Here is a 24,828-nt window from a genome sequence, read left to right on the forward strand (position 1 = left end):
ACCCTCACTTCGCCGACGCCACCCGTTCGGAAACGGAGACCGGCGCATCTCACCCCAAGTCACACAAAGCACGAAACAAAGTGATCCATGTCACAGCTGGTTCACCAGCCGTGGTGAGCGAACGCGGCCCACTTGACCGGGTCGGCGAGCGCGCGGTCACGGGCCCGCCCGCGCAGCAGGGTGTCGACCCCCTCCGGCGCCTCCCGGTCCTCGTCCAACGCCCAGAGCTGGGCCGACCTGAGCGCGTCCCGCGGGCGGGCGCCCGATCGGAGGAAGTCGTAAAACACGCACATGAGCAGCGCGGACTCGATGTCGTCGACCTTCCACCTCGTACCGACCACGCCGGCCGCGCCGATCGCCACGTACGCGGCTGCCAGGGTCAGCGCCTCGTCGTGCAGGCCCGCGGTCAGGTCGCTCTCGCACGCCGCCAGCACCACCAGTCCGCCCGCGCGGTCGTCGTCACGGCCGACCGCGTGCCGCAGCACGCGTTCGACCGACAGCTCGGCGCGGGCGAGCACGAGCGCGGACCGGGCGGGAGTCGTCCCTGCGCGGGCGTGGCAGCCCAGGTGCAGCAACGACACGCCGCCGTCCCAGGCCGCGAGCACCTCGTCGGGCGTTCCCGGACCGCTCACCGGCACGCCCGGTCCCGGCTGGCCGTAGAACCGGCCTCCGGGGTGCAGCCGGTGCAGGAACTGGGCCTCGTACTGGCCCGCGACCAGCGTGCCGTCCGGGTTGCTCACGACCACCGGGTCCGCGTCGAACGGCAGGCGCCGCCGTGCCGCCAGGTCGCACAGCTGCCGCGCCGAGGTGGCGTAGGTGAAGCCGGCCTCCCGGACCGCGGTCCGGCCTGATCCCGCTGCCGCGTGCCACGGGACGACGCCGAGCACGCCCGTCGGCACGAGCACGATCCAGGGCTGGTGCCGGCCGATCTCCCGCAGCAGCGGCTCCACGACCGCACGCCAGGCCCACGCGCACAACGACGGCAGTGCCGCCCGCCGCGCCTGGTCGTCCATCGCGAGATAGCGCCCCACCTCGCCGTCCTCCTCGGCGCGCAGCAGCGGCAGCAGCACCTCCCGCACGATGCCCTCCGACGTCGTCACCAGGGCACGACCGTCGTGCTTGTCCAGTCCCGGCACGAGGTGCACGAGCACGTCGGCCTCCAGCGCCCGCAACGCCTTCGCGACGTCGGCCACCGGCGGCGGCCGGAGCAGCTCCAGCTCGCCGCCCAGCGCCGCCACCGCACGCCTGCGCAGGTCGCTGGGCTGCAGCTCCATCGACGCGATCGGCACCGGCGGCTGCGGCTTGGCGAGGTCCGCGGCGAGGTCGTCGTGCCCGAGCGCGCGCAGCCGGGGGCCGATGCCGGAGAACGCCGTCGTGCTGTGCAGCACCAGACCGCGACCCCACTCGACCGCTTCGACGGCCCGCTCCCAGTCGCCGGAGTCCGCACAGCGCAACGCGACCCGCCGGGCACGGGCGGCGGCGTCCGCTGCGCGTTCCACGGCGTGCCCGCTGTCGCTCTGCAGCAGGACGTCGCTCGCCCGCCGCCGCAGGGAGTCGAACCCGATCGCGATGGCGTCGTCCCCGTAGCCCAGCAGGGCGAGCTTCCAGCAGCTGTCCGCGAAACCGTCGAGCACCCCGGTGACGTCCCTGCCACCGATCGGGGCGAGCTCCACGTGCGCGTAACGGCGCAGCGCCTCGTCGAGGTCCGCGCTGGTCCTCGTCGTCAGGTGGCGGCCGTGCCAGAACATCGCCAGGCCGAACACGGCGGCGGCGCGGTGGACGTCGAGGACGTCCGCGTCGTCCCTGAGCGCCTCGAGCTCGGCGATGGCGGCGTCGAACAGGGCCCAGTCGCGGCGCAGCAGTGCCACCCCCATGCGCCCGTGCGCGGAGGTCAGGGCGAGCGGGGCGAACATGGCCGAGCTGCGGTCGATCCCCTCCACCGCGTCGACGAGCAACTGCAGGGCCTCGTCCAGCACGGCCTGGTCGATCTTCCCCGCGCCGAGGTTGAGCAGCCGCTGGGCGAGCACGGCTCTCTCCCCCGCCAGCGCCACCGCGTCCACGTGCTCGTCAGCTCGGGCGAGCCGGTCGAGCTGCGCCCGGATGGCGGCGAGGTCGTCGGTCCCGTCGGTTCCGCCGGTCAGGACGTTCATCCGGTCTCGCATGTCGTCGATCTCGGACACGCCGGCGCCCCTCGCGACGCGTGCGGCACGCAGCGCCTCCAGGTGGCTCAGCCCGGCCTGCCGGTCGCGCAGGTCCCCGGTCTGCTGGAACCGGGTCAGCAGCACGGCGGCGAACGCCTGCCAGGCCAGGTCGTGCTCCTCGGTGCCCGGTTCGACCAGGTTCATGGCCTGCCGGCAGTGCCCGGCGGCGGACTCGTACAGGTCCACCCGCTCCTGCGTGCTCTGCAGGATCTCGGCCTGGGACAGCATCACCAGGAACCTGGCCCTGATGTCCGGGTCCTGGTCCTCGTCCGCCACGGCCGCGGTCAGGGCGGCGACGGCGTGACGGCTCGGTGTCGCCTCACAGCCGACCAGGTGGGCGTGCGACAGCGTCGTGCCGTACAGCCCGAGCGCGGTCGACCGCAGCGGGTGCGACTCCCCCGCGACCGCGAAGAACTCGTCCAGGAGCCCGACCACGGCCTCCACCCGCCGCTGGTCGTTGGAGTCCAGGGCCAGGTTGCACGCCGCCACCGCCTGCTGGAACAGCAGCACCACCGCCACGTCGTCCGTGCGGTCCAGCTCCCGGCGCACGGCGTCCAGCGCGGTCAACGCCGTCAACTGCTCGCTCGACCCCTGTGCCAGCAGCCTCCGCAGCAACGCGATCGCGCACCGCTGGTCCACACCGCCCGTCCCGTGCTCGACGAGCCACGTCAGCAGCGTCGTCGCCGCGTCCTGGCCGAACCCGTCGGACATCCCGATGTCGGCGATGTCGCCCAGCACCGCACCGGGATTCGCACGGACCACCTCGACCACCGCGAGGAGCCCGATGACCAGGTGCTTCGTCCAGCCGGAGACGGTGGGTTCGCCGGCAGCGGCCCTGAGCACGCGCTCGGCCTCCACCAGGTCGTCCCGCCCGCGCAGAGCCCTGGTCGCGAGGGCGAGCGCCCGGTACGGCAGCAGCAGCACGGGGTCCGGCGCGTCCTCGCCGGCGGCGGCCAGCTGCTCGACGGCGCGGAGCATGCCGTCGACGTCGTCGTGCAGGTAGTAGGCCTCCAGCAGCTCGGAGGCCAGCTGTGCGTTCCCCGGCGCGGCGGCGACGGCCCCGGTCAGGTAGCCGATCAGCGCCGGCAGCTCGTCGCGCGCCTTCCTGGCCCGGTCGAGCAGGAGGTCCCCGCGCAGCGCCGCGACCTCCGCCGGGTCCTGCTCCAGCCGCGGGTCGCCTTCGATCCTGGTCAGCCAGCGCAGGGCGCCGTTGCGTTCCCGCAGGTCACCGGAGGCAGCGAACCGGGAGATCATCATCTCCGCGAGCTCGAACGCCGCGTTCGGGTCGTTGGGCGCCACCTGCTCGTAGAGCGGGATCGCCTCTTCCTCCTCGGCGGCGGCGTCCAGCACGTAGGGCGTGCCGCCCATGACCGACCGGAACGACCGCAGGCGGGCCAGTTCCAGCATCGTCTCGACGCGCAGGCCGTCGTCCATGCCGGGCAGGTCGAGGCTGTTGTCGAGGTAGCGCTGGGCCTCGTCGAGCAGTTCCGGCGGCGGTTCCTCGGCATCGGCGCGGGCCCGGCGGAACTGCTCCCGCAGGGACATCCCCATGACCGCCTCGGCCAGGGCGCGGTCCTCCTCGTCGAGCTCCATGGCGACCAGCAGGCGGAGCTCGTGGACGGAGGCTTCGAGCAGCTCCCGGTCACCGACGTCGGTCGAGGCGTACCGCAGCTGGATGAGGTCGACCAGCTCGATGCGGAAGCCGGGTGTGGCGTCGAGCCGATCGACGACGATCCGCATCGCCTCGATCGCCTCGTCCAGCCGCGACGGGTCGGCGAGCGCCCTGCCCTGGCAGCGGAACCACGCCGCGCTCAGGTACTGCGCCCACACCCAGTCGAACGACGACCGGTCCGCGACCGCGAGCACCCAGTCGAGGTAGTAGCGGATGTCCTCGACCACGGCCACGTCGACCGGCGCCGCGTCGTCCAGGCCGGCCTCGAACTGGGCCAGCAGGACTTCGGCCGCCTCCAGGCGGTCGCGGAACTCACCCTCCATCAGGCGTCAACGAGACGGCGCATCGTGCGCAGGCACACCACGGCGAGCGGCACGTGCACGAGCAGGGCGGCCCAGAACGCGGCGGCGCCCCAGAGACCGGCTGCCCAGAGCAGCGGGTCCTGCAGGAACGGCAGCCACAGCGCCTTCGTCTGCGGCACGACCTGGGCGAAGCCGCCCGCCACGAGGACCGCGAGCATCCCGATCGTGACGACGCCGAAGGTGTTCGCCCGCCACATCGCCGCGATGGCCGCGACGACGCCGAGGAGCAGGAGGTAGCCGCTCAGCAGCGCGGCCGCCCGCAGACCGAACTCCGGTGCCGTGACGAACAGGTCCTCGGAGTGGACCGTCAGCCGCAGCACCGTCGCGGCCCAGTACACGAGTCCCAGCGCGGCCCAGGCCAGGCCGAACACGGCGACGCGGCGCAGCGGGGTGGGCGGCAGTGCGCGCCGGGTGCTCCTCTGCGCGGTCTGCGGCAGCCAGGACCGCGCCCACAGGCACAGGCCGAGGCTGGCCAGTGCCGTGACGACGAGTCCGACGACCAGGCCGTCGGCCCACTTGCCCGCCAGCGAGAACACCAGGTCGGCGACGAGGTCCGGTGACGTCACCGCGGTGAAGAGCGGCAGGTCGGACGCGAAGAACGCCAGCACGACGGCGAGCAGCACGCCGCCGGCCACGGCGCCCTTGGTGCGCACCAGGAGCACCAGCTCGGTCGCGAGCAGGGCGAACGGGGGCAGCAGGCCCAGCTGCGCTGCGGCCGCCAGGGTGACCGCCGCACGCGCGCCGTCCGGTCCGCCCTCGAACGCCACCGCACCGTTCTGCAGCACCACCACGACCCACGCGACTCCGGTCATGGCGAGGGTCAACAGCACGATCGTACCGACGGTCGTACCTGCGGCCCGCAACGACACCGGCGCGCGCTTCGGCCGGCGTTCGCGGACCACCCGTTCCTGCAACACCCCCTGTGCCAGCAGGAGAACGCGGCCTTCGCGGGTGTCGGCGTTCGCGAGCTGCTTGGCCAGCGGACGCCACCACGGCACGTCGGCGAGCCGCAGCCGGACCGGGGGTTGCAGGGCGCGCGCCGCCTGCCGCCGGTTGAGCACCAGCAGCAACGCCATGCCGTGCAGCCGTTGCCGTTCGCCCGCGGTCAACCCGCCGGAGCCGGTCGAGTGCACGAGCTGTTCGGCGTTCTGCACCAGCACCGGCAGCTCGGCCGCCGCTTGGTCGAGCACCCCGCACCGCGGCCCGCAGCCGCCGTGGCCGCAGCGGTAGCCGGCGGCGGTGCCGAGCAGGTCGCCCTGCACGACCTCGCCCGCGAACTCGAAGCCGTCCGGCTGGGCGAGCGCGGCGACGAGCCCGTCGGTGTCGACCGGGCGGCCGCGGTACCGGGGTGTCACGTCGGGCGCGAAGGCCTGGCCGAACGCGAGGACGGCGCTGTGCAGTCGTGCCGAGCTGCCGTGCAGGCCGGTCAGCCGCATCGTGTCGAACCGGTTGTGCAGCTTCTCCTTGCGGATCCACGTGCTCAGCGCGTCCGCGCCGGTGCCGGTCAGCCAGCGTTCGGCGGCGTGCGGGTCGTCGAGCATCGCCACGGCCAGCTCGGCGGGGTCGGTGAACGACCGGCCGTTGACGAACGTGATCGGTGAGTGCTCCGGCTGTGCCGCCTGCGCGGGAGCGTGCGCCGCCACGGGCGGGCTGCCGCCGCCGAGCCAGCTCTCGACCTGCGGCCACCCCCACCGGTCGCGCGGGTCCTTCGTGAGCAGGCCGCTGACCAGCAGCCGCCAGCGCTCGTCGGTGATCTCGGTCAGGTCCAGCTCGTCGAGCGTGCGCATCCGCCGGATCGCCTGGTCGGACAGCATCTCGCCGGTGCGCCGCTGGAACCGGCCGTGGCCGGTGACGAGCAGGTAGGCGATCTCACCGAGGCTCCACCACGGCCACGGCCAGCCCTTCTCCTCCCAGTGCTGCTCCGGCGGGGTGTAGGCGACGGCGGCCATGATCGTGCCGCCGATCTGCTTGCTCGCGGTGAGCCCGGTGACACCGCCGAAGTCCGCGATGACGAACTCGCCGTTGGCCCGGTACATCAGGTTGTCCGGCTTGAAGTCGATGGGGTTGCGGCCGACCACCTGCTGCCAGAAGTTCAACCCGCCTGCCAGCTCCCGCAGCACCTCCTCCGCCTTGCGCACGGAGGCCGGCCTGCGGGCGACGACCTGGTCGAGCGTGGCCTCCAGCAGCTCCATCGCCACCCAGCCGACCCGGCCGTGCGGGCCGATGAACGAGTCGTAGCCGAACAACCGCGGCACGTGCCGGTGGAAGCGCTCGTCGTCGAGGTGCCGCAACAGGTCCACGTCGATCGGGTGCCCCGCCCAGTGCACCTTGACCGCGACCTCGTCGCCCTCGGCCGTGCGGCGGCAGCACCACACGACGCCCTCGGTGCCGGTGCCCAGCACCCGCAGCGGCTCGAAGCGGTTCCGCAGCTGGTCGGGGAACACCGGCCCGCCGTCGTCCGCCGCCGGTGGTGGCGCCTCGCCCTGCTGCACGGTGGGGTTCGACCCCTGCTGCCTGGTCGGCACGGACTCGCGGCGGGCGCCCTGCTGCACCGTCGGCGCCGACTTGCGCGTGGCGCCCTGCTGCACCGTCGGGGTGTTCGGCCGTCGCACGGGTTCAGTCATCGTTCTCTCCCTCGCGCCACACGTCCACGACGCACAACGACACGTTGTCGGGCGCACCGGCCGCTATCGCCGCGGCGAGCAGGGCCTCGGCGGCGTCGTGCGCCGAGTCCAGCACCACGGCGTCCTTCAGCACGTCCTCGTCCACATAGGAGTGCAGGCCGTCGGTGCACAGCAGGAACCGTTGCCGCGCAGCCGGTTCGACCACCCGCACGTGCGGATCGACACGGCGGCCCTGCACCCCGCCGAGCACCTGGGTCAGCGCGCCCGCGGCGTCCTCGTCGACGTCGTCGACGGTCAGCGGCATGACCAGCCCTGGTTCGGCGTAGTAGGCGCGGCTGTCGCCCACGTGGCACAGGTAGCTCCGGTCGGGGCGCACGAGCAGCGCGGTCGCGGTCGTCGCGGTCCCCTCCAGCTCCGGGTTCCGCCGTCCGAGCTCCAGCAGCTCCTCGTGGGCGTCCACGAACGCATGGGCGAGCGACTCGCCGTCCGTCGGCTCGGGCAGCGCAGTCGTCAGCCGGGTGACGACGTGCCGGCTCGCGACCTCACCCGCCCGGTGCCCGCCGAGCCCGTCGGCCACCACGACCAGTGCGGCCGCGGGGTCCTTGCACGCCAGCACGACCGGTGCGGGCATCTCCACCGGCGCCAGCCAGCCGAGGACGCCCACCCTGTCCTCGTTGTGCTCGCGGACCAGCCCCCTGCACGTCACCGCCGCGACGTGGACCCGCGTCACAGCGGCAACCCGAACTCGTCGAACCCGGCCGCCTCCACCCGCAGCTCGACGTCCTGGCCCAGCCGCAGCACCTGGCCCGCCCGCAGGCGTTGCGGCGTCACCACCATCCGGCCGTCCACGTAGGTGTGGTTCGTCGAGTCGTCGTCCCGGACGTACAGGTGGCCGTTCAGCGGGTACAGCGTGGCGTGCTGCCGCGAGACCTGGGTCAGCTCGGCCATGCCCGGCAGGTCCGCCAGCGGGCCGCACTCCCGGCCCAGCCGCATGCCCAGCGCGGGGATGGGCACGACCCGGTCGAGGAAGCGCAGGTGCAGCTGTTCCTGCGGGAGGGGCGTCTCCACCGTCACCGGCGGGCGCCCCGCCTCCGGCCGGTCGGCGGGCGCGTCCGCGAACGCCGTGGCGCGCACCGCTTCCAGCTCGGCCGCGGGGTGGACGGCGCAGAAACCGGGCGACGTGGTCCGCGGGCAGCCGTCCGGGTCGTCGGGGCACTGGTAGGTCACGGTCGCCATGCGGCCTCCTCGAAGACGATCCCCTGGTCGCGCAGGTTCCGCTCGACCTTGGGCAACGTGCCGGCCGGCGGTACCCCGACGACCCACAGCACCCCGTCGTCCACCCGCACCTGCACCGGTGCCCGCACGGGTGCGAGGTCGACGAAGTGCCGGTAGCGCTGCTCGCCGAGCGGGGTGAGCGGGACCAGCCGCTGGTTGGCCGAGCCACGCCAGATCAACCTGGTCGGCTCGCCCGCCGAGTACCGCCCGGTGACCACCGCGTCGACCCGGTGCAGGACGTCGGCCTGCTGCCCGTTCAGCTCGTCGAGCTCGTAGCCGGTGTAGAGCAGGACATCGCGGTCCGCGACGGAGGCGGCGGCGAGGAACTCCGCCAGCGCCGCGGCCTGCTGCAGGGGCTCCCCGCCGCTGATCGTCAGCCCTTCCGCACCCGCGCGCACCGCCCCGTGCCACGTGCGCAGCAGGTCGTCGACGGTGACCTCGGTGCCGCCGGCGGCGTCCCAGGTGTCCCGCGACATGCAGCCCCGGCAGGCCAGCGTGCAGCCCTGCAACCAGATCCCGAGCCGCCGGCCCGGTCCCAGCGCGGTGATCGGGTAGAGGACCCTGCTGGTCCTCAGCACCCCGTCCGTCCTCGGCCCGCGGTCGCTCAGCACCGGGTCACCTCGGCCCGCCAGCCGTCCGGTTCGGCGACGACCTGGTCGACCCGCCACGTCTCGCCCTGGCGCGGCGGGTCGCGCAGCAGCATCTCGGACAACGGGTTGATCAGCGCCGACTCCACGGCGTTGTTCACGCCGCGACCGCCGTGGTCGAGGTTCTCGACGGCCCGGTCGTACAACGTCCGGCGCGCCGCCTGCGCGACCTCCAGCCGGACCCGGTGCACCACGTCCATCCGGCGGGCCACCGACCGCAGCGCCTTGTCCAGCAGCTCCGGCACGACCTCCGGCTGGATGAAGTCCATGGCGATGAACGCGTCACCGAGCCGGTTGCGCAGCTCCGGCCGGCCGATCCGGTGGTCGAAGAAGTGCTCGAACGACTGCTGCAGCACCTTGCGCACCTCGGCGACGTCGGTGCGGTAGCTGAGCCGCGGCGCGGTGCCGGCGGGGGCGTCCGGGTCGACGACGCCGAGGTTCGAGGTGAAGATCAGCACGCACTCGGTGAAGTAGACGGTCGAGCCGCGGCCGTCGGTGAGCCGGCCGTCCTCCAGCACCTGCAGGAAGAAGTCGAACACCAGCCGGTGTGCCTTGTCGATCTCGTCGAACAGCAGCACGCTCATCGGGTTGGACCGCACCGCGTTGGTCAGCTCACCGCCGGCGTCGAAGCCGACGTAGCCCGGTGGCGCGCCGATGAGCCGTTCCCGCGCGTGCTCCTGGGCGAACTCGCTCATGTCGAACCGGATCGGCTCCGCGTCCCGCCCGAAGATCATCCGGGCGATGCCCTTGGCCAGCTCGGTCTTGCCCACGCCCGTCGGCCCTGCCAGGAACAACACGCCCCGCGGGCGGTTCGGGGAGCTCGACGACTGCGCGCCGGTCAGCCCGGCGGCCGACCGCATGAAGATCTCCACCGCCTTGCGCACGGCGTGGTCCTGCCCGAACACCCCGATCGACGCCGGACCCGCCGACGCGATCGTGTCCCGCAGGGACGCGACCGCCCACGGGTTGTCGCGCACGCCGACGCGGTACAGCCGGGCCGCCTCGTCGAGGCGGTTCACCGGGATGGCCCGGTCGACCGCCACGCTGCCGACGGCGAGCACCTCGCCGTTGCTCATCCCGTGCGTGACCGAGACGAGGTTCTGCGCCGCGGCCTCGCGGGCGTTGTCATCGATGGCGGCGTCGGGGCGTTTGCTGATGACCACCCGCACGGCGTGGCGGGCGGCGGCGAGCCGCTGGTCGGCGGACGCGGGCGGCACGGTGATCACCTTGACCGTGCGCGGGGACATCGCGAACTCGACCGGCAGCTGCTCCTGCTTCTCCACCACCCAGAACACCGTGTTGAACGGCATCACCGGCGCCGTTCCGGGCACCGGGCGGGCTTCGTGGCCGAGCACCTCCGCCGTCGCCATCAGCAGCTTGCCCTCACCGGTGAGCTCCGAGCGCGGCGAGCCCAGCCGTGCCGCGAACGGGATCAGCAGGCCGATGGGGGCGCCGCGCGACATCACGATCTCCCGCAGCGCCCGGCGGGCCCTGCGCAGCACCAGGTCGTCTGGCGCGCTGCCGTCGTCGCGCTCCGGCCTCGACAACGCGTCGTCGGCGACGAACTCCCGCAACGCCTGCGGTATCGCCGAGCCGTCCTCGCTCAACGGCCACACCTCGAGGCGGTCGCGGGCGATGTCGAGCACCGCCAGCGCCCCGAACCCGCGGGCCCGGCACGCGCGTTCGACCACCTGCGGCAGTCCCAGCGGCACCAGCACGTCGCTCCCCGCGCCCGCGGGCAGGAAGTAGCGGTCGCGGACGTTGCCCACGAACAGCAGCTGCGGGTGGGTGACGAGGGAGAGGTCGAGCTCGCGGACCCACGCAGGCTCCTCAGCGCTCACGCTGCCTCACCCCCGGCACCTCGGTCGCCCGGCGGCGGACGGCGGGTCTGGTCTTGCGCCGCGACGGCGGCAACGGGGCCGGTGCCGCCGGCACCGGACGGCCCGGCTCAAGCCGCAGGAACGGTGCCGGGTCGAGCTCGACGCCGCGCTCGCGCAGCGCGGAGTCGAGCTGGGGCAGCGTCTCGTCGCAGTAGTGCGACTGCACGGCCTTCGCGTGCTCGCCCTCCGCGTCCTGGTCTGCGGCGCGGACCACGGCGGTGAGCAGGGCGGTCCCGTCGCCCGGCAGGCGCACCAGCAGCCCGTACCCCCGCTGTGCGCCGTCGAAGGCGACCACGGCCTGCGTCTCCTCGACCAGCAGCGACTCGAACTCCTCCCCCACGACGCAGTCGAGCTCGCTCAGCGCCTCCGCCGCCGCGGCGGCGACCCGCCTGCGGTGCCGGGCGAGGTCGGCGCGTTCGACGGCGCGGTGCACGGCGTCCTCGGCCTCGTCCGGATCGGCCGCACCGGCCACGAGCGCCAGCAGCGCCGGCTGCTCCTCCTCCAGCACGTCGGCGAGCAGCTGGCGCAGCCTGGCGCGCTGTTCCTCCTGCGCCACCAGCCGCTTGCGGCGCTCGATCGACTCGCGGACGAGCACGGCGACCTCCAGCGAGTACGTCCTGGCCCGCTGCAGCGACGTCACCGCCTTCATCTCCTCGTACACGGCCTGCGCCGCCGCGAGGCCGTCCGCGTCGCAGCGGTGGCCGTTGCCCGCCAGCAGCGTCTCGGCGTCGGCCAGCGCGGCGGCCACCGCGTCGCCCTCCCGCCGGGCCGGCGTGTGCTGGGCCGGTACCCGGCGGGCAGCCAGCTCCTGGGCGGCCGACGCGGTGGTCGCGGCGGTCCCGCCGGTGGCCTTGCCGATGGTCGCGCGCCACCGCTGCGACCACCCCGCGTCGACCGCCTCGGTCGCGTCGGCCACCGCGGCGGAGGCCCGCGCCCGCAGCTCTTCGAGCTCGGTGAGGTCGGTGACGCCGTCCGCCCGGTGCTCGCCGGCGACGGCCGGGACCTTCACCCCGACCGCACGGGCGTGTGCGCGCATTTCCGCCAGCCGCGCCAGCGTGCCCGCGATGTCGGCGCGCAATTGGCGCCGGCGCTGGGCCTCCAAGTCAGCGGGCGAGAGGTAGTACCCGACGGAGGAGCTCATCAGACCTCACGGCTGTCTACTGTCATCGGACCGTGCAGGAAAAATACGGGCGCGACCGGCAATTCAGAGCGATGAACAGGAATTGACCTCTTTTTGTCCACTTCCGCAGCGACTTTTACGGCAAGAATTGTCGGCCTACGGATTCGGAGTGGTCGCGTGGCGGTGCAGCACCTCATCTACGCGCTCGTCGAGGACTGGGCTCGGGTCAACGACCTGCTCGGGCACGACGGGCGCACGCGGTTGCGCTCACTGGTCGACAAGATGCGCGGCGCGGTCACCCCGGTGGAACGGGCGGCGGCCGCGCACGAGGTGACGAAGCTGCTCGGCGACCTGCTGCCGCACGACGACCGGATCTTCGCCGACGCCGGCGTCCGGTACGCGAGCAGCGCCGAGCTGGCCGACCTCGACCTCGCGCTGGTCCACCTCTCCGACGACGTCAGGCTCGGCGGACGGCCGCGCAGCGCCAGGGAGCGGATTCTGACCAACGAGTGGGAGTCGGCGGCCGACCTGCGCGAACGCGGTCACAACCCGGACGTGGCGGGGGTGATCAAGCTGCACCGCGACGACGGCAGCGCCTCCGTGCCGACGTTCCAGTTCGACGCCGCGGGTGAACCGCTCGACGTGGTGCTGCGGATCAACCTGTTGCTGCAGGCCCAGCAGGACCCCTGGGGTGCCGCCGACTGGTGGTTCAGCGCGAACGCCTGGCTGCGCGACCGGCCGGTCCGGTTGCTCGGCCGCACCCCCGACGACCGGCTCGTGGCCGCCGCCGCGGCCGTGGTGGAGGGCTGAACCGTGATCCACCACGCGCCTCCCGCGACCCTCACCGGCACGCCGTCACGCGCGACCGTTCCCGTCGGCACGGTGCTGCACCGGGTGCACGCCGCTGCCCACGACCCGCTGCTGTTCGACCGGCCGCAGACCAGCCTGTTCGCCGGTGGTGGCCGGTTCGACGCGACCGCTGCCTGCGGCTACCGCACGCTGTGCCTGTCGGCGGCGCCGGAGACGACCGTCGCGGAGCGGTTCCTGCGCGAGTTCGCGCTGACGCCGGGCACCGAACGGGTGCTGCCGCGGGCCGCGCTGGCCGGTCAGGTGCTGACCGAGGTGCGCACCTCCCGCGACCTGGCCCTGGTCCGGCTGTACAGCGCCCACGACCTCGCCGAGGTGCACCAGGACAGCCGGCTCGTCACCGGTCCTCCGGAGCACTTCCCGTTCACCAGGGAGTGGGCGACGTGGCTGCACGACCAGGTCCCGTGGGCGGACGGCATCCTCTGGCAGTCCATCGCGGACATGCCCCGCGACACCCTGGTGCTCTTCGACGACCGCTGCGCCGCGCCCGTGCCGACCGGTGTCCGGCACGTCCTGGACGACGACGCCGAGCTCCCCTGGCTGCGCGACCTGCTGAGCCCCTACCGGGTGCAGGTGGAGGAGCCGGCGCCCTGGCCGCGGTTCTTCATCAACTACCGCACCGGCGACGGCCAGGAGGCGCCGGAGCTGCTGCACCGGGAGCTCAGCCGCCGGCTCGGTGAGAAGGCGGTCTTCCGGGACGTGCGCTCGATCCGGCCCGGCACACCGGACTTCGCCACCGCCCTGGAGGACAACGTGCGCCACTGCGAGACGGTCCTCGCGGTGATCGGGCGCCGCTGGGAGAACGAGGCCGACGAGAACGGCGTGCCGTTGCTGGAGAACCCCGCCGACTGGGTGCGCAGAGAGCTCGTCCTGGCGCACGAGAGCGGTGTACCGGTGGTTCCGGTGCTGCTCGGCGCCCGGTTGAAGCTCACAGCCGCGACACTTCCGCCCGAGCTGGAGCACCTCGCCGCGGCGCAGTACGTGCAACTCCCGCGCGGTTTCGGCGAACCCGACGTGAAGCTGCTGGTCGACCGGTTGCTGCACGATTAGCGGAATCATCCGGCTTCGCCGCGGCACCGCAATTTCCTCAGGTCAGGCGGTAACCGTGTGAAGGCCGGTTCGCCATTCCGTACCGCGGCTGCACCTCGGCCTTGCCGATGCTCACCAGGTGTTCCAGGTACCGCCGCGCGCTCACCCGCGACAACCCGGCCCGTTCGCCGACCTCCTGCGCCGACAGGTCGCTCTCGCAGTCGCGCAACGCGGCGATGACCAGCTTCAGGGTCAGTGCGGACAGGCCCTTCGGCACACCGGCCGAGCGCGGGCGGTGTTGCAGCAGCTGGTCGACCTCGTCCTGGTCGAGCCACTGGCCGAGGCGCTGCACCTCGGTGCGGCGCACCGCGTACTGCTGCATGCGGTCGAGGAACGCCGTGCGGGTGAACGGCTTCACGAGGTAGTGGTCGACGCCGCGGGACATCGCCTGGCGCACGGTCTCCAGCTCGCGGGCGGCCGTCACCGCGATGACGTCCACCGGCGGGCCGGAACGGGCGCGCAGGCGGGCCAGCACCTCCAGGCCGGAGATGTCGGGGAGGTGGATGTCGAGCAGCACCAGGTCCGGGCGCAGCACCTCGACCGCGCGCAGGGCCTCGCCGCCGCCGTGGGCCTCGCCGACCACCTCGAACTCGGGCAGGGCCGTGAGGAACTCGCGGTGGATGGCGGCGACGGCGAAGTCGTCGTCGACCACGAGCGTACGGACGGTCATCTGTTCCCCGTTTCCGGTAGCCACACGTCGAACGACGCGCCGCCGAGCGAAGAGTCCGTGACGTCGACCCTGCCGTTGCGGCGGGTGACCACGCGGGAGACCAGTGCGAGGCCGATGCCCCTGCCGTGCGCGCCGGCCACCGCCTTGGAGCTGACACCGAGGTCGAAGACGCGGTTGCGGTCGGGTTCGGCGATGCCGGGGCCGTCGTCGTCGACCACGACCCGCACACCGGCGTCGGACGACCGGACCAGCACCCGGACGGTGCCGCCGGTGTCCACGGCGTCGACGGCGTTGTCGAGGAGGTTGCCGAGCACGGTCAGCGCGTCGTCGCCGGCGCGGACGTCGACCGACGAGGTGGCGTCCAGGCGCAGGGCCACGCCGCGTTCGTGGGCCGTGGAGGACTTCGCGAGCAGCAACGCCGCCAGCGCGGGGTCTGCGCCCGCGCCGGTGACGATGTCGGAGGTGAGCGAGCCGGCGCCGCCGACGCGTTCGATGTAGGCGACGGCGTCGTCGCGGCGGTCGAGCTCCACGAGGCCGCCGATGACGTGCAGGTGGTTGGAGAACTCGTGGGCCTGCGCGCGGAGCACCTCGGTGACGGTGCGCTGGCCGTCGAGCTGGCGCAGGGCGTCGTGCAGCTCGGTGCGGTCGCGCAGGGTGAGGACCACGCCGACGGCACGGCCCGCGGTCTTCGCGGTCATCCGGTTGGCGACCAGGACCCGTTCGCCCGCGAGGACGAGGCGGTCGGAGACGTCGTCGCCGCGGGCGAGGTCGAGGACGCCGGAGTCGAGCACCTCGTCGGCGGGGCGGCCGGTGGGGTCGGCGCCCAGGCCGAGCAGGCGCATGGCCTCGTCGTTGACCAGCGCGAGGCGGCCGTGTTCGTCAACGGCCACGACGCCCTCGCGGATGCCGTGCAGCATCGCGTCGCGGGTCTCCAGCAGCTGGGCGATCTCGGCGGGTTCGAGCCGGAACGTGCGGCGGCGCACCAGCTGGGTGACCAGGGCGGCGCCCAGCACGCCGACCAGGGCGGCCAGTGCGAGCCAGCCGATCAGCTCGGGCAGGTCCTCCGCGAGGTCGGCGGACAGCTGGCTCTCCAGGATGCCGACCGAGGCCATGCCGATGATCCTGCCGTCCTCGGAGCGGATCGGGACCTTCGCCCGCAGCGAGGTGCCCAGGGTGCCGGTCTCGGTGCCGACGAAGACGTTGCCCGACAGGGCCGTGGACGGGTCGGTGGAGACGCGCTCGCCGATGCGGCGCGGGTCGGGGTGCGCGTAGCGGACGCCCCTGTCGTTCGTGACCACCACGTACGTCACGCCGGAGGCGGTGCGGATCAGCTCGGCCAGCGGCTGGATGGTCGCCGCCGGATCGGGGCTGCCGAACGCGCCGACCACGGTCGGCAGCCGGGCGACGCTCTCGGCGACGGCCAGCATCCGGTCCTGGTAGGAGTCGCGGATGCGGTCGCTCTGCAGCTTGGCCGCGAGCAGGCCGGCGGCGCAGGTGGTCACCAGGACGATGACCACCTGCAGTACCAGCAGGGAGACGCCCAGTGAGACGCGGCGACGGCTGCGCATGGCTGACGTTTCTAATGCAAGAGCTGTGGTCGGCGCCACAAACTAAACGACCAATAGGAGTCTTACGACCGTTTGCTTACGTGTGAACGCACCCCTCCTTAGCGTTCCCGCCCAACGTCGCCGAGGGAACGGGTGTGTGGACGATGAGCAGGAAATGGGTCGCGGTGGTGGCCGCAGCGGGATTGTTGGTCACCGGGTGCGGCCAGAAGGGGCAGAGCGGCTCCGACGCGCTCGCCAAGCTGGAGATCATGGCGCCCGCCGACCCCGGCGGTGGCTGGGACCAGACGGCGCGCGCGATGCAGACGGCCATGAACGGCGCGAACCTGGTGAGATCGATCCAGGTCAGCAACGTCGGCGGCGCGGGCGGCACGGTCGGGCTGAAGAAGCTCGCGAACGAGCGCTCCGAGCAGTACCTGATGGTCACCGGTCTGGTGATGGTCGGCGCGGTGGAGACCAACAACGTCGACACCCGCTTGGAGGACACCACCCCGATCGCGCGGCTCACCGCGGAGGACGAGGTCGTCGTCGTGCCGGCCGACTCGCCGCACAAGACGATCGACGACCTGCTCAACGCCGTGAACGAGAAGGGCAAGGGCGTCTCGATCACCGGCGGTTCGGCGGGCGGCACCGACCACCTGCTCGCGGCCATGCTGCTGGCCGCCAAGGAGATCGACCCGCTCAAGCTCAACTACATCCCGTACTCCGGCGGTGGTGAGTCGCTGGCCGCGCTGCTGGGCAAGAAGGTCGACGCGGGCATCTCCGGCATCGGCGAGTACCGCGAGCAGATCAAGGCGGGCAAGCTGCGCGCGCTCGGCACGTCCGGTCCGAAGGAGCACACGGACCTCGGCGGCAGCGTGCCCACGCTCAAGGGCGTCGGCAAGGGCGTCGAGCTGATCAACTGGCGCGGTGTGGTGGCGCCCGGCTCGATCTCGCCCGCGGCCAAGGAGCGGCTGATCACGCTGGTCACCGACATGCGCAACAGCCCGCAGTGGCAGGAGGAGCTCAAGAAGAAGGGCTGGACGGACACGTTCCTCACCGGTCACGAGTTCTCGACGTTCCTCACCAAGGAGATCGGCCGGATCAAGCCCGCGCTCGAGGAGATGGGCCTCGCGAAGTGAGTGCGGAGAAGGCCGAGGAGTACGGCTTCGGCGGGCTGGTCGTGGCGATCGGGGCGTTCGTCCTGGTCGACGCGACCACGATCGCCTCGCGCGGCACCGACACCTCCGTCGGGCCGCGTGCCTTCCCCTACGCCGTGGGTGCGTTGCTGGTCGTCACCGGCATCGCGGCGATCATCGCCACCGCACGCGGCAAGCTCGGCCAGGCCGAGGACGGTGAGGACGTCGACACCGGCGTCCGCACCGACTGGGCGACGGTGGCCAAGCTGGTGGTCGTGCTGGTGGCGCACCTGGCGCTGATCGACATCGCCGGGTGGCCGGTGGCCGCGACCGTGCTGTTCTTCGGCGCCGCCTGGGCGCTGGGTGCCGTGTGGTGGCGCGCGCTGATCGTCGCCGTGGTGCTGGCACTGGTGGTGCAGGTCGTGTTCGCGTCCGGGCTGGGCCTGTCGCTGCCCGCCGGGATCTTCGAGGGGGTGCCCCTCCTCGATGGGTGACATCACCGCGCTGATCGACGGTTTCGCGACCGCCGCGCAGCCCCTCTACCTGCTCTACGCGCTGCTGGGCGTCACGCTCGGCACCGCGGTCGGCGTGCTGCCGGGCATCGGACCCGCGATGACGGTGGCGTTGCTGCTGCCGCTGACCTACACACTCGAACCGACGGCCGCGCTGATCATCTTCGCGGGCATCTACTACGGCGGCATGTACGGCGGGTCGACCACGTCGATCCTGCTGAACACGCCCGGCGAGTCCGCGTCGATCGTGACCGCGCTGGAGGGCAACAAGATGGCCCGCGCGGGCAAGGGCGCGGCGGCACTCGCGACGGCGGCGATCGGGTCGTTCGTGGCGGGCACCATCGCCACCGTCCTGCTGACCGCGCTGGCCCCCACGATCGCGGACGTCGCGGTCACCCTCGGCCCTGCCGACTACTTCGCGCTGATGGTCGTGGCGTTCACGACGGTCGCCGCGCTGCTCGGGTCCTCCCCCGTGCGCGGTCTCGCGTCGCTGGCGCTCGGGTTGTTCATCGGCCTGATCGGCACGGACACGCTGTCCGGGCAGTCCCGGTTCACGCTGGGCATCCCGACGCTGGCCGACGGCGTCGACGTGGTCGTGGTGGCGGTCGGCGTGTTCGCGGTGGGCGAGGCGTTCTACGTCGCCTCCCGGCTGCGGCACGGCCCGATCGAGGTCATTCCGGTCGGCGGCAAGTGGTTCACCCGCGAGTTCTGGTCGCGGTCGTGGAAGCCGTGGCTGCGCGGCACGGTGATCGGCTTCCCGATCGGCACCGTGCCCGCCGGTGGCGCGGACGTGTCGACGTTCCTGTCGTACGCGGCGGAGAAGAAGCTCTCCACGCGGCCGGAGGAGTTCGGCAAGGGCGCGATCGAGGGCGTGGCGGGTCCGGAGGCGGCGAACAACGCGGCCGCGGCGGGCGTGCTGGTGCCGTTGCTGACGCTGGGCCTGCCGACGACGGCGACGGCCGCGGTGATCGTGGCGGCGTTCCAGAGCTACGGCATCCAGCCGGGACCGCTGCTGTTCACGAACAACAGCGAGATGGTGTGGGCGCTGATCGCGTCGCTGTACATCGGCAACGTGATGCTGCTCGTGCTGAACCTGCCGCTGGTCAGGATCTGGGTGAAGGTGCTGCAGATCCCCCGCCCGTACCTGTACGCGGGCATCCTGCTGTTCGCCGCGCTGGGCACCTACGCGGTGAACTTCGTGGTGGACGACCTGGTCGTGCTGCTGGTGATCGGCGTGGTCGGCTTCTTCATGCGCCGCCATGGCTACCCGGTGGCACCGCTGGTGGTCGGCATGATCCTCGGCCCGCTGGCGGAGGAGCAGCTGCGCCGGACCCTCCAGATCAGCGAAGGCGACCTGACCGCGCTGGTGGCGAGCCCGTTCGCGGCCGTCTGCTACGCGGTGCTGGCCGTCCTGCTCGCGGTGGCGGTGGTGTTGCGGCTGCGGCGCCGCAGGACCGCGGAGCTCACCGCCGTCTGAGGACCGGCGGGTTCACCGGGGCGCTCCGGTGAACCCGCCGGTCGCGGTGCGCCGGCCGTACCGGTCGCGCACCGACGTCGGCGTCACCACCATCCCCTGGTGGTCGAACAACGGGGCCACGAGCCGGTACTCGAAGTCACCGGCGAGCCCCGCCCTCCTCCCCGCCTCGGCCATCGCGAGCGCCTGCAACGGCCCGTGCGTCAGCAGGCCCGGATACCCCTCCACGTCCCGCGCGTAGTCGCGGTCGTAGTGGATGCGGTGGGCGTTGTAGGTCAGCGCGGAGAACCGGAACAGCAGCGTCGGGGTCACGTCGACGGCCCACTCGTGCTCCGCGGCGGGCACCTCCGGTGTCTCCGGGAAGTCCGGGGTCGTTCCGGGTTCGCGGTAGACGAGGTCCTGCTCCTCCTCGACCACGACCTCCCCGCGTTGCCAGATCTGGTGCCGCACCACGACGAACGTCAACGGCCCCGACCGGCCCTGCTTGTCCTCGGTGGACAGCACGGTCGTCTCCCGCGTGGCCGTCTCGCCGCAGCGCAGCGGCCCCGAGCGGCGCACGCGGCCACCCGCCCACATCCGGCGCCGTCCGGGTGGCGGGACCGGGACGGTGTTGCGGAACGGGTGCCCGTCCGGCCCGAGGTCGGCCTGCGCCGGGCGGTCGAGCAGGTAGAGCCAGTGCCACAGCAGCGGCAGGCCCTCCTCGGCGAGGTCGGGCACCGGCACGTCGAGCAGCGCGCCCAGTGCGTGCGCGGGGTCGGGGAGCAGCAGGTCGGTGGTCACTTCGCCCTCTTCACCAGCTGGCGGGCGATGACGGTCCGCTGGATCTCGTTGGTGCCCTCACCGACGATCATCAGCGGTGCGTCGCGGAAGTAGCGCTCGACGTCGAACTCCGTGGAGTAGCCGTAGCCGCCGTGGATGCGCACGGCGGTGAGCGCCACCTCCATCGCGGTCTCCGAGGCGAACAGCTTCGCCATGCCGGCCTCCAGGTCCGCGCGCTCCCCCGAGTCGTACCGGCGGGCGGCGTGCAGGGTGAGCTGGCGGGCGGCTTCGAGCTTCGTGGCCATGTCCGCGAGGTAGTTGCCGATGGACTGGTGCTGCCAGATGGGTTTGCCGAAGCTCTCGCGCTCCTGGGCGTACCTGAGCGAGTCGTCCAGCGCCGCCTGCGCGACGCCGAGGGCCCGGCACGCGACCTGGATGCGCCCGATCTCAAGGCCGCGCATCATCTGCGCGAACCCCTGGCCCTCCACACCGCCGAGGACCGCGGTCGCGGGCACGCGGAAGTCGTCGAAGGACAGCTCGCAGCTCTCCACGCCCTTGTAGCCGAGCTTGGGCAGGTCGCGCGACACCGTGAGCCCCGGCCCCTTCTCGACCAGCAGCACGGACACGCCCTTGTGCGGCGGCGACGCCGACGGGTCCGTCTTGCACAGCAACGCGATCAGCCCCGACCTGCGCGCGTTGGTGATCCACGTCTTGGAACCGTTGACCACGTAGTCCGCGCCGTCCCTGCGCGCCGTGGTGCGGATGGCCTGGAGGTCGGAGCCGCCGCCGGGTTCGGTCAGCGCCATCGTCGCCCGCAGCTCACCGGTGGCCATCCGCGGCAGGTAGGCGTCCTGCTGCTCGCGGGTGCCGAACGCCACCAGCAGCTTGGCGACGACCGTGTGCCCGCCCATCGCACCGGCCAGCGACATCCACCCGCGGGCCAGCTCCGAGGTCACCATCGCGTAGCACTCGGCCGACACCGCCACCGACCCCCACGGTTCCGGCACCGCCAGCCCGAAGACGCCCATCTCCTTCATCTGGTCGATGAGCGCCTCGGGGTAGGTGTCGGTGTGGTCGAGCTCCCGTGCCACCGGCCGCACCTCGCGGTCGACGAACTCGCCGGCCAGTGCGACGATCGCGGTCTCGTCCTCGGTGAGCGCCATGCCCTCCAACCTAGGCCGTCGTCGATCCGATCGCCTCGTCGAGGATGCTCAAGCCGAGGTCCAGCTCCTCCTCCGTCGTGGTCAACGCCGGTGCGATCCGGAACACCCCGCCCATCCCGGGCGTCTGCACGATGTTCATGTGCAGCCCCAGCTCCAGGCACCTCCGCGTGATCGGCGCGTGCAGCGACTCGTCCCCGATCTCCACCCCGACCAGCAACCCGCGTCCGCGCACGTCGGTCACCAGGTCGTGCCGCGCGGCGATGTCGTCCAGCCCGGTGCGCAGGTGCGCCCCGAGCTTCACCACCCGCTCGTCCAGCTGTTCCTCGACCAGCACGTCCAGCACCGTGTTGCCGACGGCGGCGACCAGCGGGTCGGAGACGTGGGTGGTGAAGAACAGGTAGCCGCGGGCGTGCGCCTCCTCCTCGATCTCGGCGGAGGTGATCACGGCGGCCAGCGGCAGGCCGGCGCCCAGGGTCTTGGACAGCGTCAGGATGTCGGGCACCACGCCGTCGCGTTCGAACGCGTACCAGGTGCCGGTGCGGCACAGGCCGGTCTGCGCCTCGTCGAAGATCAGCAGCATGCCGCGCTCGCGGCACTTGGCCTGCAAGGCCGCGAAGTAGCCCAGCGGCGGTTCGATGATGCCGCCGGAGCTCAGGACCGGCTCGACGATGCACGCGGCCAGCGAGCCCACCGACTGGGCGTCGATCAGGTCGAACGCCAGGTCGAGCTGCGCCTGCCAGTCGGCGGTCGGCACCGGGATCGCGAAGTTGCCGCCCACCGGCCCGTAGCCCTTGCGGCCCGCGCTGTAGGTGGCGGCCGCGGCACCGGCGGTCATGCCGTGCCAGGACCGGGCGAAGGCCACGACCTCGTGCTTGCCGGTGACCAGCTTGGCCATGCGCAGCGCGGCCTCGTTCGACTCGGCACCGGTGGTGAGCAGCTGCACCTTCCGCAACGGGTCCGGCAGCGTCCCGGCGAGCCGGCGGGCCAGGTCGACGACCGGGCGGCTGAGCATGCCGCTGAAGAGGTGGTCGAGGTTCGCGATCTGGCGCTGCACGGTCGCGACGATCCGCGGGTGCGAGTGGCCGAGGATCGCGCTCATCTGACCGGAGGTGAAGTCCAGGATGCGGCGGCCGTCCTCGGTGAACAGGAAGCTGCCCGCGGCGCTGTCGATGATCTCTCGCGTGAAGGTGCCGCCGTAGCGCACGAGGTGGCGGTCCACGTCCTCCCAGAAGGTCTCCATGGACCGGGACGCTACGAGCGCGCGAGCATCAGGTCCATCTCGCAATCCCACGCTCGCTGTTCGGAAATACTGCACAGCATGACGTTGAACCCGTGGCGGCTGAAGCTGCTGAGCCAGCTGGACGCGCTGGGCACCGTGCGCGCGGTGGCGCAGGCCGCGAACATGAGTGCGTCGAGCGTGTCGCAGCAGCTGGCGGTGCTGGAGGCGGAGACGCGCACGCAGCTGCTGGAACGCACCGGGCGGCGGGTGCGGCTCACGTCGGCCGGGTTGATCCTGGCGCGGCGGGCGCGGGCGGTCCTCGACCACATGGACGCCGTCGAGGCCGAGCTGCGCGGGCTCAACGCCGAACCGTCCGGGCGGGTGCGGCTCGGGGCGTTCCAGAGCTCGATCCACACGCTGGCCGTGCCCGCGATCGGGCAGCTGGACCACCCGCACCTGGACGTGCAGCTGGTCGAGCTGGAACCGCACGCGAGCATGCCCGCGCTGCTGGCCGGCGAGGTCGACGTGATCATCACGACCACCGACTTCGTGGAGCTGCCGGTGCCGCCGGACGTCGACGTCGTGCCGCTCGGCGAGGACCCGGTGGTGCTGCTGACCCCGCCCGGTCACCCGGCGACGGACCTGAAGGCGTGCAAGGACGAGCGGTGGGTGTTCGACGTGCCCGGCTCGTACATGGCGAACCTGGCCACGCGGCTGTGCCGGCAGGCCGGGTTCGAGCCGCGGGTGGTGGCCCGCTTCAGCAACTACGTGCTGACGTTGCAGCACGTCGAGGCCGGGCTGGCGGTCGCGCTGCTGCCCGCGCTGGCCGTCCACCCGCGCTTCGACGTGGTGGCGCGCGAGCTGCCGGTGACCCGCCGGATCACGGCGGCCGTGCGGCGGGGTTCGCGCGCCCCGATCACGACCGTGCTCGACGCGCTGGCCTCCGCGGCGGGCTGAGAGGCGTGTGCCAGAGTCTGCGCATGCTGGAGATCACGGTGCAGGTGGAGAACGGTGAACGGCACGTCCGCGTGTCCGAGCAGGAGCTGGCCGGGCTGGTCCACCGGATCGGCGGCGCCGGTGACCGGTTCCTCGTCGTGCAGCGGGTGCCCGACCTGCCCGGGGTGTTCGCCCAGGTCTGGCACCAGAACGGCGGCGACTACTCCGTGGAGCACCGCGACGGCGCCGCGGACCGGCACTTCACGGCGACCGCCGGCGAGCCGGACGCCGTGGCCGCGACCCTCGTCGGCTGGGCCCGCCGGGAGAGCGGCTGGGACCGCGGCCTGGCCTGGTCGCCGCTGGACCTGCCGCCCGCGGCGCAGGTGCCGTCGCTCGACCTCACCGAGGAGGAGCGCACGTCGCTGGAGCAGCGCGTCCGCGAGGTGCTGGCCGGCGGCTACGCCTCCCGCGCGGACCTGGCCGAGCTCGCTGAGGACCACCTGGCCACGAAGGACCGCAGGCCCGTCTCACCCGAGCAGGCGCGGGCACTGGCCGACCGGCTGTGGCAGGAACGGGTCGAGGAACAGGCGACCTGGGAGGGCGAGACCGACCCGGAACGGCTCACCCGCGCGTTCGCCGCGCTCGACGAGGCGGGCATCACCGCCCGCGAGAACTTCACCTGCTGCCGCACCTGCGGCAACGCCGAGATCGGCGACGAGGCCGCTCCGGGCGCCCGCGGGTTCGTCTACTTCCACGCCCAGTCCACGGACGCCGCCGCGGCCGGCCACGGGCTGGCGCTGTACTACGGCGGCTTCGACGGCACGGCCGAGACCACCGCCGCGGTCGGCGCGGAGATCGTCGCCGCGGTCGAGGCGGCCGGTCTGCGCACCGAGTGGAACGGCGACCCCGGCCGGGCCATCTCCGTCACCGCGCTGGACTGGCGCCGCCGCCTGGTCGGCTAGGACGGGCGGCACACTCGGTCGTCATGAAGCGCGCAACGATCAACGACGTCGCGAGCGCCGCGGGCGTGTCGCGGCAGACCGTGTCGCGCGCGCTCAACGACAAGGGCGAGATCGACAGCGCCACCAAACGGCGCGTCCTCGACGCGACGCCGCTGTCGACCACCTCGTCGCGGCCGGCACCGGCACGTCGGCATGCTCGACCACGCCAACCGCGCCGACCCCGGTGACCGGCACGCGTGGTTCTGCGCGGCGATGGCCACGCACGGGCTCGACTCGCGTGCCGTCACGGCCGCACAACAGTCCGTCGACGGCGGCGCCGAGGCCCTCACCGCGCTGCTGGACCGGCATCCCGGTGTCACCGCGGTGTTCGCGTTCAACGACACCATCGCGGTCGGCGCGCTGCGGTCCGCCCGCAGGCGCGGTCTGAAGGTGCCGGACGACCTCGCCGTGGTCGGGTTCGACGGGTTGCAGCTCGGCACCGTCGTCGAGCAGGCCGCCCTGCTGCTGGCCGGCGGGCAATCGCTGTCGGGTGCCGAGCTGGTCGTGACGGCGGCGCTCATCCTTCGCACCAATCCGTGAACGCTCACGGGAGCGCTCACGGATATTCGTCACGACGTGGAACACCCGTCCTCCAGTGGCGGTCGTGCCGCTGGTGGTCATGTTCCTCGATCAGCGCACGTGATCTCATCCGCAACATCGCCGCAGGCGCTGTC

At 72.7% G+C, this 24,828-nt stretch carries 21 protein-coding genes; 9 read left to right on the top strand and 12 right to left on the bottom strand.

Annotation, left to right across the window (positions count from 1 at the left end):
* Positions 1-101: 101 nt before the first annotated feature.
* The 7 genes from ACZ7CD_RS32330 to ACZ7CD_RS32360 are packed head-to-tail and all read right to left on the bottom strand — an operon-like array spanning position 102 to position 11,802.
* Complete coding sequence (locus ACZ7CD_RS32330; RefSeq protein ID WP_470380388.1) at positions 102-4,196, bottom strand: CHAT domain-containing protein; 4,095 nt, start codon at positions 4,194-4,196, stop codon at positions 102-104.
* Positions 4,196-6,859 carry a protein kinase domain-containing protein gene (locus ACZ7CD_RS32335; RefSeq protein ID WP_470380389.1) on the bottom strand — a complete coding sequence of 888 codons (2,664 nt, stop codon included), beginning with the start codon at positions 6,857-6,859 and terminating at the stop codon, positions 4,196-4,198. Before ACZ7CD_RS32335 ends, ACZ7CD_RS32330 begins: the two co-directional genes overlap by 1 nt.
* Complete coding sequence (locus ACZ7CD_RS32340) at positions 6,852-7,589, bottom strand: PP2C family protein-serine/threonine phosphatase (protein ID WP_470370547.1); 738 nt, start codon at positions 7,587-7,589, stop codon at positions 6,852-6,854. Before ACZ7CD_RS32340 ends, ACZ7CD_RS32335 begins: the two co-directional genes overlap by 8 nt.
* Positions 7,586-8,095 (bottom strand): FHA domain-containing protein, encoded by a 510-nt coding sequence (locus ACZ7CD_RS32345; RefSeq protein WP_458431949.1) that lies wholly within the window; start codon positions 8,093-8,095, stop codon positions 7,586-7,588. The genes ACZ7CD_RS32340 and ACZ7CD_RS32345 overlap by 4 nt, the downstream gene beginning before the upstream one ends.
* Positions 8,083-8,745, bottom strand: a complete 663-nt coding sequence (locus ACZ7CD_RS32350; RefSeq protein WP_470380390.1) for a 4Fe-4S single cluster domain-containing protein — start codon at positions 8,743-8,745, stop codon at positions 8,083-8,085. The genes ACZ7CD_RS32345 and ACZ7CD_RS32350 overlap by 13 nt, the downstream gene beginning before the upstream one ends.
* Positions 8,739-10,622 (bottom strand): AAA family ATPase, encoded by a 1,884-nt coding sequence (locus tag ACZ7CD_RS32355; protein ID WP_470373767.1) that lies wholly within the window; start codon positions 10,620-10,622, stop codon positions 8,739-8,741. The genes ACZ7CD_RS32350 and ACZ7CD_RS32355 overlap by 7 nt, the downstream gene beginning before the upstream one ends.
* Positions 10,612-11,802, bottom strand: coding sequence for a hypothetical protein (locus tag ACZ7CD_RS32360; RefSeq protein WP_360388927.1), 1,191 nt, complete (start codon positions 11,800-11,802; stop codon positions 10,612-10,614). The genes ACZ7CD_RS32355 and ACZ7CD_RS32360 overlap by 11 nt, the downstream gene beginning before the upstream one ends.
* A gap of 156 nt (positions 11,803-11,958) precedes the next feature.
* Between ACZ7CD_RS32360 and ACZ7CD_RS32365 the strand changes: the two genes are divergently transcribed.
* Together ACZ7CD_RS32365 and ACZ7CD_RS32370 are read left to right on the top strand one after the other, a co-directional pair.
* Positions 11,959-12,591: a hypothetical protein gene (locus tag ACZ7CD_RS32365; RefSeq protein WP_360388930.1), complete on the top strand. Its 633-nt coding sequence runs from the start codon at positions 11,959-11,961 to the stop codon at positions 12,589-12,591.
* Positions 12,592-12,594: 3 nt separating this feature from the next.
* Positions 12,595-13,698: an RES family NAD+ phosphorylase gene (locus ACZ7CD_RS32370; RefSeq protein WP_360388932.1), complete on the top strand. Its 1,104-nt coding sequence runs from the start codon at positions 12,595-12,597 to the stop codon at positions 13,696-13,698.
* Between the two features lie 37 nt (positions 13,699-13,735).
* On the opposite strand, the gene ACZ7CD_RS32375 is transcribed toward ACZ7CD_RS32370, so the two are convergent.
* Positions 13,736-14,407, bottom strand: coding sequence for a response regulator (locus ACZ7CD_RS32375; RefSeq protein ID WP_458431945.1), 672 nt, complete (start codon positions 14,405-14,407; stop codon positions 13,736-13,738).
* Positions 14,404-15,975 carry a sensor histidine kinase gene (locus ACZ7CD_RS32380; protein WP_360388938.1) on the bottom strand — a complete coding sequence of 524 codons (1,572 nt, stop codon included), beginning with the start codon at positions 15,973-15,975 and terminating at the stop codon, positions 14,404-14,406. The genes ACZ7CD_RS32375 and ACZ7CD_RS32380 overlap by 4 nt, the downstream gene beginning before the upstream one ends.
* Positions 15,976-16,118: 143 nt before the next feature.
* Here ACZ7CD_RS32380 and ACZ7CD_RS32385 point away from each other — a divergent pair, with 143 nt between their 5' ends.
* The 3 genes from ACZ7CD_RS32385 to ACZ7CD_RS32395 are packed head-to-tail and all read left to right on the top strand — an operon-like array spanning position 16,119 to position 19,079.
* The gene (locus ACZ7CD_RS32385; protein WP_360388941.1) at positions 16,119-17,093 is read left to right on the top strand and encodes a Bug family tripartite tricarboxylate transporter substrate binding protein; all 975 of its coding nucleotides are present in this window, start codon (positions 16,119-16,121) and stop codon (positions 17,091-17,093) included.
* A complete protein-coding gene (locus tag ACZ7CD_RS32390) occupies positions 17,090-17,584 on the top strand; it encodes a tripartite tricarboxylate transporter TctB family protein (RefSeq protein ID WP_360388943.1) in 495 nt (164 codons plus the stop codon). The genes ACZ7CD_RS32385 and ACZ7CD_RS32390 overlap by 4 nt, the downstream gene beginning before the upstream one ends.
* Positions 17,577-19,079 carry a tripartite tricarboxylate transporter permease gene (locus tag ACZ7CD_RS32395; RefSeq protein WP_470380391.1) on the top strand — a complete coding sequence of 501 codons (1,503 nt, stop codon included), beginning with the start codon at positions 17,577-17,579 and terminating at the stop codon, positions 19,077-19,079. Before ACZ7CD_RS32390 ends, ACZ7CD_RS32395 begins: the two co-directional genes overlap by 8 nt.
* 12 nt (positions 19,080-19,091) lie before the next feature.
* Here ACZ7CD_RS32395 and ACZ7CD_RS32400 read toward each other — a convergent pair whose 3' ends face one another.
* From ACZ7CD_RS32400 to ACZ7CD_RS32410, 3 genes are read right to left on the bottom strand one after another with little or no spacing between them, the layout of a single operon-like run.
* Positions 19,092-19,856: an HTD2 family dehydratase gene (locus ACZ7CD_RS32400; protein ID WP_360388948.1), complete on the bottom strand. Its 765-nt coding sequence runs from the start codon at positions 19,854-19,856 to the stop codon at positions 19,092-19,094.
* Positions 19,853-20,998: an acyl-CoA dehydrogenase family protein gene (locus tag ACZ7CD_RS32405; protein WP_360388950.1), complete on the bottom strand. Its 1,146-nt coding sequence runs from the start codon at positions 20,996-20,998 to the stop codon at positions 19,853-19,855. The genes ACZ7CD_RS32400 and ACZ7CD_RS32405 overlap by 4 nt, the downstream gene beginning before the upstream one ends.
* A gap of 10 nt (positions 20,999-21,008) precedes the next feature.
* A complete protein-coding gene (locus ACZ7CD_RS32410; protein WP_360388953.1) occupies positions 21,009-22,238 on the bottom strand; it encodes an aspartate aminotransferase family protein in 1,230 nt (409 codons plus the stop codon).
* Between the two features lie 78 nt (positions 22,239-22,316).
* Between ACZ7CD_RS32410 and ACZ7CD_RS32415 the strand changes: the two genes are divergently transcribed.
* The 4 genes from ACZ7CD_RS32415 to ACZ7CD_RS32430 are packed head-to-tail and all read left to right on the top strand — an operon-like array spanning position 22,317 to position 24,694.
* Entirely contained in the window at positions 22,317-23,174 is an 858-nt protein-coding gene (locus tag ACZ7CD_RS32415; RefSeq protein WP_360388956.1) for a LysR family transcriptional regulator, read from the top strand.
* A gap of 23 nt (positions 23,175-23,197) precedes the next feature.
* Positions 23,198-24,115, top strand: a complete 918-nt coding sequence (locus ACZ7CD_RS32420; RefSeq protein ID WP_360388959.1) for a DUF6891 domain-containing protein — start codon at positions 23,198-23,200, stop codon at positions 24,113-24,115.
* Positions 24,116-24,138: 23 nt separating this feature from the next.
* Positions 24,139-24,342, top strand: coding sequence for a LacI family DNA-binding transcriptional regulator (locus ACZ7CD_RS32425; RefSeq protein ID WP_470373761.1), 204 nt, complete (start codon positions 24,139-24,141; stop codon positions 24,340-24,342).
* The gene (locus ACZ7CD_RS32430) at positions 24,308-24,694 is read left to right on the top strand and encodes a substrate-binding domain-containing protein (RefSeq protein WP_470380392.1); all 387 of its coding nucleotides are present in this window, start codon (positions 24,308-24,310) and stop codon (positions 24,692-24,694) included. Before ACZ7CD_RS32425 ends, ACZ7CD_RS32430 begins: the two co-directional genes overlap by 35 nt.
* Positions 24,695-24,828: the final 134 nt, after the last annotated feature.

The sequence above is a fragment of the Lentzea sp. NPDC036949 genome, assembly GCF_055608075.1.